Source organism: Micromonospora sp. RB23 (assembly GCF_053585025.1).
In genome coordinates this window covers 4608221-4622350 of sequence record NZ_CM132111.1, presented here as the reverse complement: position 1 = coordinate 4622350, position 14130 = coordinate 4608221, and the positions used below count along the sequence as shown (strand labels likewise).

Sequence of the window (14130 nt, the reverse complement as noted above, 5' to 3'; positions counted from 1 at the left end):
TGTGCAAACGCCGCCTGCCATCCCGCAATCGAGTTCCAAGGAGCACCGGTGAGCCCTGAGATTGACGTGCTGGTCCTGGGAGGGGCCGGCGTCGACACGATCGTCTACGTACCGCAACTGCCCCTGCCCTTCGCCGACAGCTACCTGGTGCCGGCGATCGAGACGCGGGCCGGTCAGACCGGCGACTTCATCACCCTTGGCCTGCACGCGCTGGGTCTGCGCACCCACCACATCGACGTCGTCGGCGACGACCGCGAGGGTGACCTCGTCCGCGCCCTGCACCGTGACCGGGGGATCCCCCTGACCGACGTGCCGCTGCCGGCCGGGACCCGCCGCGCGGTGAACCTTGTCGGGCCGGACGGACGGCGGCTGTCGCTCTACGACAGCAGCCGGTCCGGCGCGGACGACCGGTTGCCCGCTGAGACGGTGGCGAGGCTCGCCGCGGCCAGTCGCCACGCCCACGTGTCCATCACCTACCCGTGCGCCTTCGCCATACCCGCGCTGCGCGAGGCCGGGCTGACCATCTCTACCGACCTGCACAACTGGGACGGCGTCGAGCCCTATCACGAGGCCTTCGCCCACAGCGCCGATCTGGTGTTCGTCTCCGCCGCCGCGCTGTCCGACCCGGAGAGGACCATGCGGCGGATCATGGAGCGGGGCCGGGCCCGGCTGGTGGTGGCCACCGCCGGAGCGGACGGCGCCTACCTGCTCGCGGACGGCGAGATCACCCACATCCCGGCGGTCACCCCGCCGGCCCCGGTGCTCGACTCGAACGGCGCGGGTGACGCCTTCGCCGCGGCCTTCCTCTTCGGTTGGCTGGCCGCCGAGCCGCCGCAGCAGTGCGGTCGGTACGGCGCGATTGCCGGGGCCTACGCCTGCACGGTGCCGGCGACACGTGCCGACGCGATCGATCGCGCCGCACTGCTTGCCCGAGCCGCCGAGTTGGCGAACCCGCCGGTCGGCGTGGACGACCTTCGGCCGTCCCGGTGACCCGCGCGCCCGACAGCGCCTTCGACGTCGTCGTCCTCGGCGGCGGGGTGGCCGGGTGTGTGCTGGCCGCGCGCCTGAGCGAGAACGCCGACCGCAGGGTCTGCCTCGTGGAGGCCGGCGCTGACCATGGCGCTCGCCAGGAGGCCTGGCCCGCACCGCTGCGCAATGCCCGCGCTCTGCCCCGTGAGCACGTGTGGGAGCGGCACGCGGCCTCCTTCCGCATCCGCGCCCGGGTCCTTGGCGGCTCCTCGTGCATCAACGGCTGTTGGAACACCTGGGGTTCCGACGCCGACCACGCCGAGTGGGCACGGGCGGGCGGCCCGAGGTGGTCGGCGGCTGGTCTGGACCGGTTCCGCCGCCGGGCCGTCACGCAGATGCAGATGACCCCCGTGCCTGAGCAGGAATTGTCGCAGTGGAGCCGTGCCGCAGTCGCCGGCGCCGAGGACCTGGGCTGGCAAGAGGTGGACATGGCCCTCCCGGGTAGCCCCGGCTACGGCATGCCGCTGCTCAACGCCACCGAGGGCCTGCGCCGCAACGTCGCCTTCGGCTACCTCGATCAGGCGGTCAGGTCTCGGCCAAACCTGACGATCATCGCCGGGAGCACGATCGATCGGTTGATCGTCCGCGCCGGCCGGGTCCGCGGCGCGGAGGTCGACGTGAACGGACAGGACGTCACGCTGACAGGCGGCGAGTACCTGCTCGCCTGCGGTACCTTCGGCTCGCCGGCGGTGCTCATGCGCAGTGGAATCGGGCCCGCGATCCACCTGTCCGAGGTGGGCGTGCGTGTGGAGGTCGACCTGCCAGGCGTCGGCGCGAACCTCACCGACCAGCCGGGGGTGTTCGTCCCGCTGCCGCCCACCCCGGAGCTGAACGCGGGACTGGCGGCCAAGGACGCGGCCGGCGACCTGTATGTCAGCCGGGTGCTGGTCCGCGCGGCGAGCCCGCGCTGCCCGGACGGGGCATGGGACCTGCACCTCCTGCCAACGGCCGGGCCACCACTGTTCGGCAAGCTCCCACCAGGGCAGTACGAGGCCGGCATCTCGGCCTTCCTGATGAAGCCGGTCAGTCGCGGCCGGGTGAAACTGCGATCCGCTGATCCCGCCGACGAGCCGGAGATCACTCCGGCGCTCCTGTCCGACGAGGACGGCCACGACCTCAGGACCCTGCGCCACGGGCTGGACCTGGTCACGGATCTGGCCGCCACGGCACCGCTGAACGCACTGGCGGGACCGGTGATCGGCCGGCCCGGCCGGGACCTCACCGACGACATGCTCCGGACCCTGGCCGGCACCTACTGGCACCCGGTGGGTACCTGCGCGATGGGCGGCCAGGACGACGGGACGGCGGTGGTGACCCCCGACGCGCGGGTGCGGGGGGTCTCGAACCTGCGCGTGGTGGACGCCTCCATTCTGCCGACTGTGCCGGCCGCCAACACCCAGTTGCCGGTGCTGGCCATCGCCGAGATGCTGGCCGACGAGCTGAGGAGCTGAGACCGTGTCCGATCCGAGCCACGGGGGACCTGTTGTGAACACCGACGTGCGTGACTTCCGCCTGCTCTACGGATGCATGGGCCTGGGCGGGGCCTGGGACGACTCCCCGTACGGCCCGCGCGAGATCGAGCAGGCCGAGGCCGTGGTGGTCGCCGCGATGGACGCCGGGATCACCGCCTTCGACCATGCCGACATCTACCGGCGCGGTAAGTCCGAGGCGGTCTTCGGCGAGGTCCTGGCCCGCACGCCCGGCCTGCGCGAGCGTATCGTGCTGCAGAGCAAGTGCGGTATCCGCCTACCCGACGGTGGCCACGGTGGTCGCTACGATCTGCGCGGTCCGCACATCGTGCGTTCCGTGGAGGAGAGCCTTACCCGGCTTCGCACCGACGTGCTCGATGTCCTGCTGCTGCATCGGCCCGACCCGCTGGCCGATCCCGACGAGACCGCCGAGGCTCTCGGGTCGCTGTACGAACAGGGCTTGGTACGCCAGTTCGGGGTGTCCAACATGAGCGCCGCGCAGATCGCGCACCTACAGTCTCGGCTCGACCAACCGCTCGTCGTGAACCAACTGGAAATGAGCCTGCACAAGCGGAACTGGGTCGAAGCGGAGGTGTCTGTCAACACCACCACCACCACTGGATTCCCCCTGGGTACGGTGCAGTATTGCGTCTCCGAGCGGATGGGAATGCAGGCCTGGGGTGCCCTGGCGCAGGGACGTTTCACCGGGCGAGCCGGAACCGAGGCCGAGGAGAAGACCACTCGGCTGCTGGTCGAGCTCGCCGAGGCGAAGCGGACCACGCCGGAGGCCGTCCTGCTGTGGTGGTTGCAGCGTCACCCGGTCCGGGTCGCTCCGGTCGTCGGCACCACCCGCCCGGAGCGCATCGGCGCTTGCGCCGACGCGGTCGGGCGGGAGCCCGATCTCAGCCACGAGGAGTGGTACCAGCTGTGGGTTACCGCCCGTGGAGCCGCACTGCCGTAGCCGGTGAGCCATCCGGTCGCGCGCGAACCGATACGGGCTGAGCGGTGGTCCACGCCCAGCGCGTGGCCGACTTCTCGACCGGCGGCCTGACCCGTCATCGACATGAGGTGCCGGTCCCGGCACTCGAGCCAGCCGCCGTCGCCTGCGTCGGTAGTTCCGGGACCGGCTTCAGGCTCGCGAGGTGATGGCGTCCTGGTCACCGAGGTGGTGGAGGCAGCGTCCGACAGTCGATCCCGGCGTCGAACAGATCGTCCAGCGGCTCGCGGGAAAGCGCTGGACGTGCAGCCGGAACTGCTCGGTCGTCAGCCGCTGCCCCTACGAGCAGAACGGCGGCGGGTCGTCCGGGTCCTTTGTGATGCCCAGGTCCGCGCAGTCGAAGGCGCTGCCCACCCCATGGATGCGCCAGCCTCGGCTCGGCGTGTACCGGAAGAGGTACGCGCCGTCGCCCTCCTGGTTCGGGTCCCAGCCGGTCGCCCAGTCCCTCCAGCAGTCCACCCTTTCCGGCCTGATCCGGTAACCGTCCGGCAGGCCGGGGACCCGGTTCAAGGTGGCAGCCGTCACCGGGCAACCATGGTCGGGTCGTTCACTCGCGGTCGTCATCGACGGCCGGGCCGGGGATGTCGACGCTGACGGTGGTGGTGGCGCCGACGGCGGCGGCGAGGTGGAGTTCGGCACCGCCGAGGGCGGCGGAATAGGGGCATCCGTCGGTGGATCGATCGCCGGCGTTGGCGGGCCAGAAATTCCGCCACCCACCAGCGTCGCGGCAGCGACGATCGCCAGCACGCCCGTGGCCGCGGCGGCGCTCCTCACGAGAACGCCGTGCCGGCGCAGCCGGCGGGACTCGTGCAGCGCGCGCTCGTACAGGTCGGTGCTTCCTCCGTGCTCGGCCAGATCGGTCATGACGTCGCGTAGCCGATTGAGATCGTCGGTCAACGGGGTACCCCGTTCGTCTCCGTAGCGGACAGCAGCTCGGGCGCGATCTGACGCAGCCGCGCCAGCGCCTTGCTCGTCTGACTCTTGACCGTGCCGATCGAGCAGGACAACATTTCGGCCGCCTCGGCCTCGCTGCGGTCGTCGAAGAAGCGCAGCACCAGCACCGCGCGCTGACGGCGGGTGAGTTGGTCCAGCGCCCGGAGCAGCGACAGCTTCAGGTCTGTGCGACCGGCGTGGTCGCTGTCCGGATGAGGCAGGTCGGCCAGTTCTCCGGGCAGGCTCTCGGCGATCCGGGTCCGTCGCCAGCGGCGGGCATGCAGGTGGTACATGGCGATGCGGGTGTACGCCTCGAAGTGTCCGCTGTCCGCAAGCCGGCGCAGCGCCCGATGGGTGCGTGCCAGCGCGTCCTGCACCAGGTCCTCGGCCAGGTGCCGATCACCGGTCAGGAGAAACGCGCTGCGTTGCAGCGCCGCTGCCCGGGCCCGGACGAACGCGCAGAACTCAGCCTCGGCCGGATCCTCCGGCCGAGATCTGGTGCTCGTCGCCGGGACAGCCCGACGCGCCACTGGGTCGGCCACCATCGCTCCGCTTCTCGTCATCGGAACAACACTCGCAATCGACAACTGCCACTGGTCATTCGGTCCGCTACGAGCAGAACGGTGGCGGGTCGTCCGGGTCCTTCTCGATGCCCAGGTCGGCGCAGTCGAAGGCGCTGCCCTGTCCGTGGATGCGCCAGCCCTGGCCCGTGGTGTACCGGAACAGGTACATGCCGTCCCCCTGCTGGTTGCGGTCCCAGCCGAAGGCCCAGCTTCTCCAGCACCCCACGGTGTCCGGGGTGATGCGGGAGCCGTCGGGTAGGCCGGGCACGCGGTTCAGAGTCACAGCGGTCACGGGACAGCCGCCGTCGGGAGGCGTGCCCGACGTCGTCGACGGTAGTGCCGCGGGTGTCGATGGCGCTGCCGAGAGGGTCGGCGCCGACGGCGGTGAGGCGGTGGTGATCGCGGAGGACGCCATGCTGGGTGGGGCCGAGGATCGTGCCGAGGCGGCAGGTTGACCGTCGGAGCAGCCTGCCGGGGCGACCGCGACGAGAGCGGCAGGTACGAGGATGCGAAATCCGGTGTGGAGAGCCATACCTGGTGAAAGACCCGCCACACCGGAAAGGTTGCCGGTGGGCCGCCGAGACTTTCTCGCACCGACTCGGGTCGCAATTCGAGTGCCCGGCGCCACCTCAACTTCGACGATCACCGTGCTCGTAAAGCAGGTGTCGTTGAAGATTCCCGCGAAACAGAGCCAGGGTGATCGTCAACCTGGCTTCGGTTAACGTCGCAAGGTTTCTGATGAAACTCAAGGTTGCATTTCCACGACTAATCGATGATTGAAGCGACGTTGTTCGATCGAGGCGAACGGCTCCCTGGTCGGTGGTGGCAGGGTCGCGCTCCAAGCGGTGCGGGCGGCCTATCGGCTGAGGCGGACAATCCCCACCGAATCGATGTCGGCTGGTCTCTAAACGTGATGTTCACCGCACACGCGCAGTGACCTTCGGCTTGACCCTGCCCCAAGGGCAGGGGGTCCGATGTGCCGGAGAACTCGCGAACCCGATGACGGGAGCTGGAGATGAGGTGGAGGCTCGGCGCTGCCCTGACCGGGGCGGCCGCCGTGGACGGAATGCCGGCCATCACCGTGAACGCCGCCGGGTACGGCGTCGACGTCCTGGGCGGCAACGCCCACGCCCTGGACACGACCACACGCACCTGGTCGACCGGGTCATGCCGCAGCAGGACGTCACCTGTGACAAGCGCTGAGAAGCAGCGACCTCTGGGAGAAGAGAATGAGCCGGAGAAGCACGGCAGTAACAAGCTTGGCCCTGGTGGTGACGGTCGGTCTGGTCGGCTATCTGGCGGCGATGCCGGCGGACGCCACTGACGTGAAGGGCGCCGCGGCCAAGGGCGTGACCTGGGGTGCCTGCCCGGCCCCCGTCGCCGCGGTCGCGCCCACCCTGCAGTGCGGCACCGTCTCGGTGCCGCTGAGCTACAGCGACCCCGACGGGCAGCAGATCGAGCTCGCGGTGTCGCGGATCCCCAGCACCAACCCGGCCAAGCGCCGCGGCGTGCTGCTGATGAACCCGGGCGGCCCGGGTGTGCCCGGCCTGACCATGCCCAACGACCTGGTCACGCTGGGCGCGCCGAGCGGCCTCACGGACGCCTATGACCTGATCGGCACCGATCCCCGCGGCACGGGGAAGTCGGCCCCCGTGGATTGCAAGTTCACTCTCGAGCAGAAGTATTCGGGCAACATTCCGCCCTACGCCGTGGACGCGGCCGCCGTCGAGGAGCAGGCCGCGAAGTCCCGGGCGGTGGCCGAACAATGTGCCGCCAACGACACCGGCGGTCTGATGGCCCACATCTCCACCGCCAACGCCGCGCGAGACCTCGACCGGATCAGGCTCGCCCTCGGCGAGCGGAAGGCCAGCTTCTTCGGCCTCTCCTACGGCTCGGCGCTGGGCATGGCGTACGCCTCGATGTTCCCGTACACCAGCGATCGCGTCATCATCGACAGCAACACCGGCGACACTGCCCTGACCCGGGCCTCGCTCCGCCGGTTCGCGCGCGGTGCGGAGCAGGCCTTCCCGGACTTCGCCGCGTGGGTGGCGCAGCGGCACCAGGCGTACGGTCTCGGCCGCACCCCGGCCCAGGTGCGGGCGAACTACTTCCGGACCGCCCAGCGGCTCGACAAGACGCCGGTCGCCACCGTGGACGGTCAGCTGTTCCGGGCCATGATCTACGCGGGCCTCTACAACAGGCCGGGGGACTACGCCCGGACCGCGCGATTCTGGCAGCTGGCGGCCGCGTCCAACCCGGCGGCGGCCCGTGAGCTGACGGCCGCTGCGGGACCCGGGACGGCGGGCGCGACGCCGCAGCCCGGTTCGGTCGTGCTGTCGGCGTACCTGGTAACGGTCTGCAACGACTCGGTGTGGCCGCGCGACATCCAGGCCTATCAGCGCAGCGTCGCCGAGGACCGGAAGGCGTTCGCGCTCTACGGGGCGGCGACGGCCAACATCAACCCGTGCGCCTTCTGGCCGTTCAAGCCGTCTGAGCCGCAGGTCGCCGTCAACGACAACGGCCCGGCGAACGTTCTCATCATGCAGAACCGGCGGGACACCGCCACGCCGCTGCTGGGCGGGCAGCTCGCGCGCAAGGCCTTCGCGAAGCGGTCCCGTCTGGTGACCGTCGACGAGAACCAGCACGGGGTGTTCATCTTCGACGACAACCCGTGCGCGCTGAACGCCGGCACCGCCTGGCTGGTCGACGGTGTGATGCCGAAGCGGGACATCTTCTGCAAGGCGTCCGCCGGCTGACGCCGCGTACGCACCACGCCGGGGGGCGGATCGTCTCCCGGCGTAACCAACGGATTTACCACCACTGCCTGGTTGGAAGGATCAGGCAGGTTCGTGGAAGTGGAAGCCCTGTCCGGCCAACCGGCCGCCGTCGTAGCTGTCTGAATCTGCCCGGCGCCGGTCAAGGACCGGTCCGGGGGTGATGACCAGGATGGGAGATGCCGCATGACCAGATCGACTGACAGTTCCGATCAGGACCTGGACGCGACCCTCGACTCCTTCGCCCAGGGGCTGGCCCACGTCTCCCGCTCACCCGTGCTGCGCACGCCGGGCGATGAGGGCCTCGACTACCAGGACCTGACCTATCCGTCCGCGGACGGCGTGCCGCTCGAGGCGTGGCACATTCCCCGTGCCGGCTCGACGAAGCTGGTCGTGGCCATGCACGCCTTCGGCTTCAACCGGTACGGTTTCCCGGCTCACGTCGAACCGTGGCGGTCGGCGTTCGGCCCCGGTAACGACACCGAGATCGACTTCGTCAAGGACTACCGGATCCTGCACGACGCGGGCTACCACGTGCTCGCCTTCGACTTTCGCAACTGCGGCCTGAGCGCGGCGGCCAACGGCGGGCTGTCACTCAACAACCGGTTCGAGGCCCGCGACGTCATCGGCACGATGAACTTCATCCGGTCGCGGCCCGACCTCGCGGCGATGGACGTCGGGATCTTCGCCCGCTGCATGGGCGCCAACGCCACCTTCCGCGCCATCCACACCGACCCGGCAGCCTTCGCCGACGTCCGCTGCCTGGTGGCCCCGCTGCTGCTGTCCCCACGCGCCTTCCTGGAGACGGGCCTGGCCGCCGCCGGTCTGGGCGAGCACGCCGACGAGGTCGACCAGCGATACCACCTGATCACCGGCGGGTGGCTGACCGAGGGCCGGACCAGCGCGTGGGCACCCGCGGTGACCATGCCCACCCTCACCTACGGCGTCCACGACGACACCCTGACCCGGCCGTCCGACCTCGAGGAGGCGTACGAGGCCGTCGGCGCCGACGAGAAGGAGCTGTTCTGGATTCACGACACGCCGCGGCGCTGGGACGGCTACAAGTATTTCCAGCGGCACCCCGACCGGATCCTCGACTGGTTCGCGCGGTTCATGACGTAGCGAGACAGGCGGACAGGACGAACCTGGAACAGGCCGGCCGGTGGCTCGCTGCCATCGCGCCGGCCGCCACCACCGACGTCGCCGGGCTGGGCGTGCGGGACCACGCGGCGTCGCGCCCGGGCGGGGAGGTGAGATCCGGGGAAGCCTCGCTAGTGGGGAAGCGCGCCGGGTGCGTCGACCTGACCGGCGATGATGACCTTCATGCGGTCCAGGACGTCGAGCTGCGCGGGGTTGTACAGCTCTTTGACTGCTTGACTGATGATCGCCCAGTGACGCGGTCCGCGGCCCGCTTTGCCGTCCTTGGCCACGGCCATCAGGTCGGGGTGCCTCTGCTGGTGCTCGTGGACCTCGGGCGCGTAGCGTTCGGCCAGCAGTCGCCGGGTCTCCTCGTCCGCGTCGGCGGGCAGCGAGTCGAACTCGCGTGCGCAGCCGGTGCGCGGGTGCGACATCAGCGCCTTTAGCTCCCGCAGCACCCAGGGTTCGAAGACTCGTGAGCCGAGCATGGCGATCGTCCGATCGCTGTCCGTCAGATCATCGGCGACCCCGCCGAATCCAGCCGGCAGCTCCGTCAGGTGCAGCTGCTCCCGGACCTCGGTCAACTCGGCGCGGATTCGTCGTTTGCGTTCGATGTCGGCGACCATCGCGGAGTCGAGCGTGCTGAACAACTGCTCCGCACCCTCGACCCGATGCCGCATGGCCGCGATGTCCGACAGCCGCACACCGAGATCGGTGAGGCGGCGGATCTCCAAAAGCCGGACCAGGTGCGGCAGCCGGTACTGCTTGTAGCCGTTGGCCAGCCGCTCCGGCTCTGCCAGCAGACCGATCGCGTGGTAGTGCCGCACCGTCTTCACGGTGAGGCCAGCGATCTCGGCCAGCTCTCGCGTGCTCCAGCCACGCCTCGCGCGCATCAGCAGATGAACACCCCGTTCCCCTGGGGCGCGGTCATGGGCAGGGGCGGTCGCCGAGCCTGCCCCGGGTGGGTAGAGGGTGGCGTACATGCGTTCGATGACATCGATCTGGGCCGGGTTGTGCAGGTCGAGGATTCCCTCGAAGACCACCGACCAAGCCCCCATGTCGACGCCGGTAGCGGCCCGTTCCGCCATTGCCTTCAGCTGAGGGTGGCTGTGGATGTCGCGGATGACCTCAGGCGCGTACCGCTCCGCGAGACTCTGCCGAAGCTGCTCGTTCGCATCGCCGGGCAGGGTGTCGAACTCCGTCGCCGTCCCACTTCGCGGCCTGGACATCAACTCGCGCAGGGTTTCGACGACCGGCGGGTCCAGCAGCCGGACGGCGACGAGCAAGAACGCGTGGGTGGCCCGCGACCGGCTACCGACGTGACCGTCGAATCCGGATGGAAGGCCGGCCAGGCTGACGTCCCGCAGGATCAGCGCCAGTTCGGCCCGGATCCGTTGCTGGTGGTCGATGCTCGCCGCCAGTTCGGCGTCCAAGGCGCGGAAGGTCCGATCGGCGCCCTCGCTCGAGTCCTCGACGTCCGCGACCTCCGGCAGTGAAACTCCGAGTTCCACGAGGCGGCGGATTCGTAGCAGCCGGATCAGATGTGCGGTCTCGTACTGTTTGTAGCCGTTGTGCGCTCGTTGCGGTTCCGGCAGCAGCCCGATCCGGTGGTAGTGGCGAACGGTCTTCACCGTGGTGCCAGCGACCTCGGCCAGCTCGCGAGTGCTCCAACTGATCTTCATCCGAAGTTCGGCCTCAGCCGGCCGCTACTCGATCGGTGAAAGCGGTGAGCCTTGTCATGGCCCGGCTGACCCGCTCGTCCAGCGCCAGCGTCTCCTCGTGCTTGACGAGGCGTCCGCGGGGCTGGCGTTTGCCACGTAGGTAGAGCGAGCACGCCAGGTCCGAGCACACGTACTCGCCGACCGTGTTGCCGCGTCGGCCCGCGGCGCCGGCCAGGGGTGCCGCGAAGAGTGTCACGCCCGAGGAAAGGTGCTCGGTCTGGCAGATGCGACACATGCTCGACCGCTGCCCGCGCCCCTTGCTCGCGTCGGACTGTCTGAGGACCAGACCGATCGGGCCGTGAGGGCCGGGAGCGACCAAGGCCGCACGCTGCGGTGCGGCGGGATCGGGCCAGCCGAGAAAGTCGAGGTCAGCCCATGGCACGGCGCCTTCGGTGAAACCCGGTGGCAGCTTGATGCGCCCAGCCTCGCCCTTGCTGCAGTTGACGAACGAGGACCGGATCGCTTTCTCGTCGAGCGGTTCCATGTCAGCGACGATAGCCGCCACCGCCTCGAAACGGAAGCGGACGTCGGTTTCCGTTTCGTGTACTGTCGGCCCCGGCAAACCGACCGCCCGCTAGAAAGTCAAGGTCCCGTGGACACCCAGACCCGACGCATCCCACTCAACGCAACCTTCGCCGTCCTGGCGGCGTCTGTGGTCGCGTACACCCTCATGCAGTCATTGCTGACGCCCGTCCTCGCGACGATGGTGACGGTCCTGCACACCACGCAGAGCACCGTCACGTGGGTACTGACCGCCTACCTGCTCTCGGCCTCGATCTTCACGCCGATCATGGGTCGGGCCGGCGACCTGCTGGGCAGGAGAGGTGTTCTCGTCTCCGCCCTGCTGGCGTTGTCGTTGGGCTCCCTGCTGGCGGCGATCGCCACGAACATCACGGTGATGATCATCGCCCGGGTCGTCCAGGGAGTCGGCGGCGGCGCTCTTCCGCTGGCCTTCGGCATCATCCGTGACGAGTTTCCCGAGGACAGGGTGGCCGGCGCGGTCGGGCTGATCGCCTCACTGAGCGCGGTCGGTGGGGGTCTCGGCATCGTCCTGGCCGGTCCCATCGTGGACCTGTTGGGCTACCGCTGGCTGTTCTGGCTGCCCATGATCGCGACGATCGCGGCCGCCGCCGCCGCCTACGTCGCGGTGCCGCCGTCGCCCGCACGTGGTGGCGGCTCGGTGAGCTGGCTGCCTGCGGTGCCGCTCTCGGCCTGGCTGGTGTGCCTGCTGCTGGCGATGACCCAGGCGCCCGCGTGGGGCTGGGGCTCACCGGCGGTTGTCGGCCTGCTGATCGGGGCGCTGATCCTGGGCGCGGCGTGGATCCTGGCTGAGCAACGCGCCGCGGTTCCCCTGATCGACCTGCGGATGTTGCGCCTGAGTGCCGTATGGACCAACAATCTGGTCGCGCTGCTCACCGGTGCCGCCATGTACGCGGTCTTCGCCTTCCTGCCGCAATTCGTCCAGACCCCTCCTGCCGCCGGCTACGGCTTCGGCGCCAGCATCGCAGCAGCCGGTCTGCTGCTCCTACCCTCGTCGATCACCATGTTCGTGTCCGGAGCGTTCGCCGGCCGCCTGGCCGCGGTCATCGGTGCCAAGCGCGTCGTCGTCCTCGGTTGCCTCATCGGTGGCGCCGCCCTGGCACTGCTCGCCGCCGCGCACGATCACACGTGGCAGATCTACCTGGTGTCGGCTCTCATCGGCGTCGGACTCGGACTCGCCTTCGCGGCGATGTCCGGCCTCGTCGTCGCCGCCGTGCCACCGTCGCAAACCGGCGTCGCCAGCGGCATGAACGCCAACATCCGGACGATCGGCGGCTCGATCGGGGCGGCGCTGATGGCCAGCGTCGTGACCTCCCAACTGATGCCGAACCGCCTGCCGGAGGAGTCCGGCTATACACTCGGCTTCGCCGCGATGGCGGTCGTACTGGTGATGGCCGCGGCGGCCGCGCGGCTGATACCTGACACCTCTGCCAGGCAACGGATGGCTCCAATCACGCCGCCCGCCGAGCAGGGCGAACCGACAATGCGTGTCGGCGGAACACACGTCGCCGTCGCTCCGGGAGGGGAATTCTCGTGCGCCGAGACGCGGCCCGAAACCAGGAGCTGATCCTGAGATGCGCCCATGAGGTGTTCACCGAACTGGGAACCGATGTGGGCATGGACGTCGTCGCCAGCCGTGCGGGCGTGGGTGTCGGCACCGTGTACCGGCACTTCCCGAACAAGGACCTCCTCCTCAGCCGCCTGGTGAACATGATGTACGAGGGCCTCGTCGAAACCGCGCAGCAAGCCCTCGCGCGAGGAGACGGGACGGGCCTGGAGGAGTTCCTTCGCCTGCTCAGCAGATCGTTGATCGACCACCTCGGCTATTCCGACCGGTTCATCAGCGGCCGAGGGCCGGAAGTGGGCGAGCAACTGGACAGCCTGTTCGACCAACTCCTGACCCAGGCGAAGGCGCATCACCGGATCAACGAGAACACCACGAAGGGCGACCTCCAGATCCTGATCTGGGGAGTGCGCGGTGTCGTCGCCGTGAGCGGCTCCGTAGCCCCCGACGCCTGGCAGCGCTTTCTCGACATCCATCTCGCGGGACTACGCGCATCGCCATTCCCCAGCGCTGAGCCAGGGCCGGATACCGAACAGATCAGGCAGATTCTGGACGCTCGCGGCAAGGAATGACCTTCCTGGCCGACATGTCCGATGCGGCGGCGCGCTCCGCCGCCGCACCGGCGGTAACCAACGGCCGTCTCTGCCCCCCGGCGCGATCTTCGTAGGGCGGCGGCGCAGCTGCCGCGGCCGGCACTGCCGGCACTGCCAGCACCAACGCGACCGTCGCCATGGCGACCCGTGCCCGGAGCCTGCGCTTCCCGGGCCGGGCCGGCCGGGCCCTACCGGGGTTGAGCTGGCGACGGATCAGTTCGACGATGCCCCCGAGCAGGAACGACAGTCCGAGACCGACGGCGATGCCGAGGAGCGGGTTCTCGACGAAGGCCGCACCGCCCAGCACACCGAGCCCCGAGACGTACGCTGCCCAGGCCAGCGCCGCGATCGCCGACGCCGGGCTGAAGCGCGACAGCGGCAACCCGGCCGTACCGGCGGCGACGTTCATCGTCACGCGGCCGCCGGGCAGGAACCGGGACGTCACGATCAGCAGACCGGCCCGGCGCTCGATCTGCCGACCCGCCGCGGCGACGGCTCGGGCGACACGCGGAGAACGCCCAATCAGCCGCGATCCGACAGCGCTGCGGCTCAGGAAATACGCGAGGTGATCACCGATGAACACGCCGACAGCGGTGGCCACGACCACCAGCAGCGGAATCGGCGTGCCGGTGCGGGCGAACACGCCGGCCGCGAGGACCGCCGCCTCGGACGGGATGAACGGCAGGATGCCGTCCAGGCTGCCCAGGAGCGCCAGCAGCGGGTACAGAAGCGGCGAGGTCATCACCGGGTCGACGAGGCTCATCAGATCCATGCCTCGAAGCGTGGGCGAACGACACCGGCCGCCACGTC

At 69.7% G+C, this 14130-nt stretch carries 14 protein-coding genes; 8 read left to right on the top strand and 6 right to left on the bottom strand.

What is annotated here, in order from left to right:
- Positions 1-48 precede the first annotated feature (48 nt).
- Genes ACTFTM_RS21125 through ACTFTM_RS21115 form a run of 3 tightly spaced genes read left to right on the top strand, consistent with a single transcriptional unit; the run spans position 49 to position 3459 of the window.
- Positions 49-990, top strand: a complete 942-nt coding sequence (locus ACTFTM_RS21125) for an adenosine kinase (RefSeq protein WP_449562215.1) — start codon at positions 49-51, stop codon at positions 988-990.
- On the top strand, positions 987-2480 hold the full coding sequence (locus tag ACTFTM_RS21120) for a GMC family oxidoreductase (RefSeq protein ID WP_449562214.1): 1494 nt from the start codon (positions 987-989) through the stop codon (positions 2478-2480). The genes ACTFTM_RS21125 and ACTFTM_RS21120 overlap by 4 nt, the downstream gene beginning before the upstream one ends.
- A gap of 34 nt (positions 2481-2514) precedes the next feature.
- Positions 2515-3459: an aldo/keto reductase gene (locus ACTFTM_RS21115; protein WP_449562213.1), complete on the top strand. Its 945-nt coding sequence runs from the start codon at positions 2515-2517 to the stop codon at positions 3457-3459.
- A gap of 315 nt (positions 3460-3774) precedes the next feature.
- On the opposite strand, the gene ACTFTM_RS21110 is transcribed toward ACTFTM_RS21115, so the two are convergent.
- Genes ACTFTM_RS21110 through ACTFTM_RS21100 form a run of 3 tightly spaced genes read right to left on the bottom strand, consistent with a single transcriptional unit; the run spans position 3775 to position 5274 of the window.
- Positions 3775-4392: a hypothetical protein gene (locus ACTFTM_RS21110; RefSeq protein ID WP_449562212.1), complete on the bottom strand. Its 618-nt coding sequence runs from the start codon at positions 4390-4392 to the stop codon at positions 3775-3777.
- Entirely contained in the window at positions 4389-4991 is a 603-nt protein-coding gene (locus ACTFTM_RS21105) for a SigE family RNA polymerase sigma factor (RefSeq protein WP_449562211.1), read from the bottom strand. Before ACTFTM_RS21105 ends, ACTFTM_RS21110 begins: the two co-directional genes overlap by 4 nt.
- A gap of 46 nt (positions 4992-5037) precedes the next feature.
- Positions 5038-5274: a hypothetical protein gene (locus tag ACTFTM_RS21100; protein WP_449562210.1), complete on the bottom strand. Its 237-nt coding sequence runs from the start codon at positions 5272-5274 to the stop codon at positions 5038-5040.
- 31 nt (positions 5275-5305) lie between these two features.
- Between ACTFTM_RS21100 and ACTFTM_RS21095 the strand changes: the two genes are divergently transcribed.
- The 3 genes from ACTFTM_RS21095 to ACTFTM_RS21085 all read left to right on the top strand — a co-directional run bounded on the left by ACTFTM_RS21095 (position 5306) and on the right by ACTFTM_RS21085 (position 8887).
- Entirely contained in the window at positions 5306-5446 is a 141-nt protein-coding gene (locus ACTFTM_RS21095; RefSeq protein ID WP_449562209.1) for a hypothetical protein, read from the top strand.
- Between the two features lie 774 nt (positions 5447-6220).
- Positions 6221-7747: an alpha/beta fold hydrolase gene (locus ACTFTM_RS21090; RefSeq protein ID WP_449562208.1), complete on the top strand. Its 1527-nt coding sequence runs from the start codon at positions 6221-6223 to the stop codon at positions 7745-7747.
- Positions 7748-7951: 204 nt separating this feature from the next.
- Complete coding sequence (locus tag ACTFTM_RS21085; protein ID WP_449562207.1) at positions 7952-8887, top strand: alpha/beta hydrolase; 936 nt, start codon at positions 7952-7954, stop codon at positions 8885-8887.
- Between the two features lie 149 nt (positions 8888-9036).
- On the opposite strand, the gene ACTFTM_RS21080 is transcribed toward ACTFTM_RS21085, so the two are convergent.
- Together ACTFTM_RS21080 and ACTFTM_RS21075 are read right to left on the bottom strand one after the other, a co-directional pair.
- Entirely contained in the window at positions 9037-10584 is a 1548-nt protein-coding gene (locus ACTFTM_RS21080; RefSeq protein WP_449562206.1) for a MerR family transcriptional regulator, read from the bottom strand.
- A 13-nt stretch (positions 10585-10597) separates the two neighbouring features.
- The gene (locus ACTFTM_RS21075; protein ID WP_449562205.1) at positions 10598-11107 is read right to left on the bottom strand and encodes an FBP domain-containing protein; all 510 of its coding nucleotides are present in this window, start codon (positions 11105-11107) and stop codon (positions 10598-10600) included.
- Positions 11108-11164: 57 nt separating this feature from the next.
- Here ACTFTM_RS21075 and ACTFTM_RS21070 point away from each other — a divergent pair, with 57 nt between their 5' ends.
- Together ACTFTM_RS21070 and ACTFTM_RS21065 are read left to right on the top strand one after the other, a co-directional pair.
- Positions 11165-12730, top strand: a complete 1566-nt coding sequence (locus ACTFTM_RS21070) for an MFS transporter (protein ID WP_449562204.1) — start codon at positions 11165-11167, stop codon at positions 12728-12730.
- Positions 12697-13299 (top strand): TetR/AcrR family transcriptional regulator, encoded by a 603-nt coding sequence (locus ACTFTM_RS21065; RefSeq protein ID WP_449562203.1) that lies wholly within the window; start codon positions 12697-12699, stop codon positions 13297-13299. Before ACTFTM_RS21070 ends, ACTFTM_RS21065 begins: the two co-directional genes overlap by 34 nt.
- On the opposite strand, the gene ACTFTM_RS21060 is transcribed toward ACTFTM_RS21065, so the two are convergent.
- On the bottom strand, positions 13265-14092 hold the full coding sequence (locus ACTFTM_RS21060) for a DedA family protein (RefSeq protein ID WP_449562202.1): 828 nt from the start codon (positions 14090-14092) through the stop codon (positions 13265-13267). The two genes, ACTFTM_RS21065 and ACTFTM_RS21060, sit on opposite strands and share 35 nt — an antisense overlap.
- Between the last annotated feature and the right edge of the window lie 38 nt (positions 14093-14130).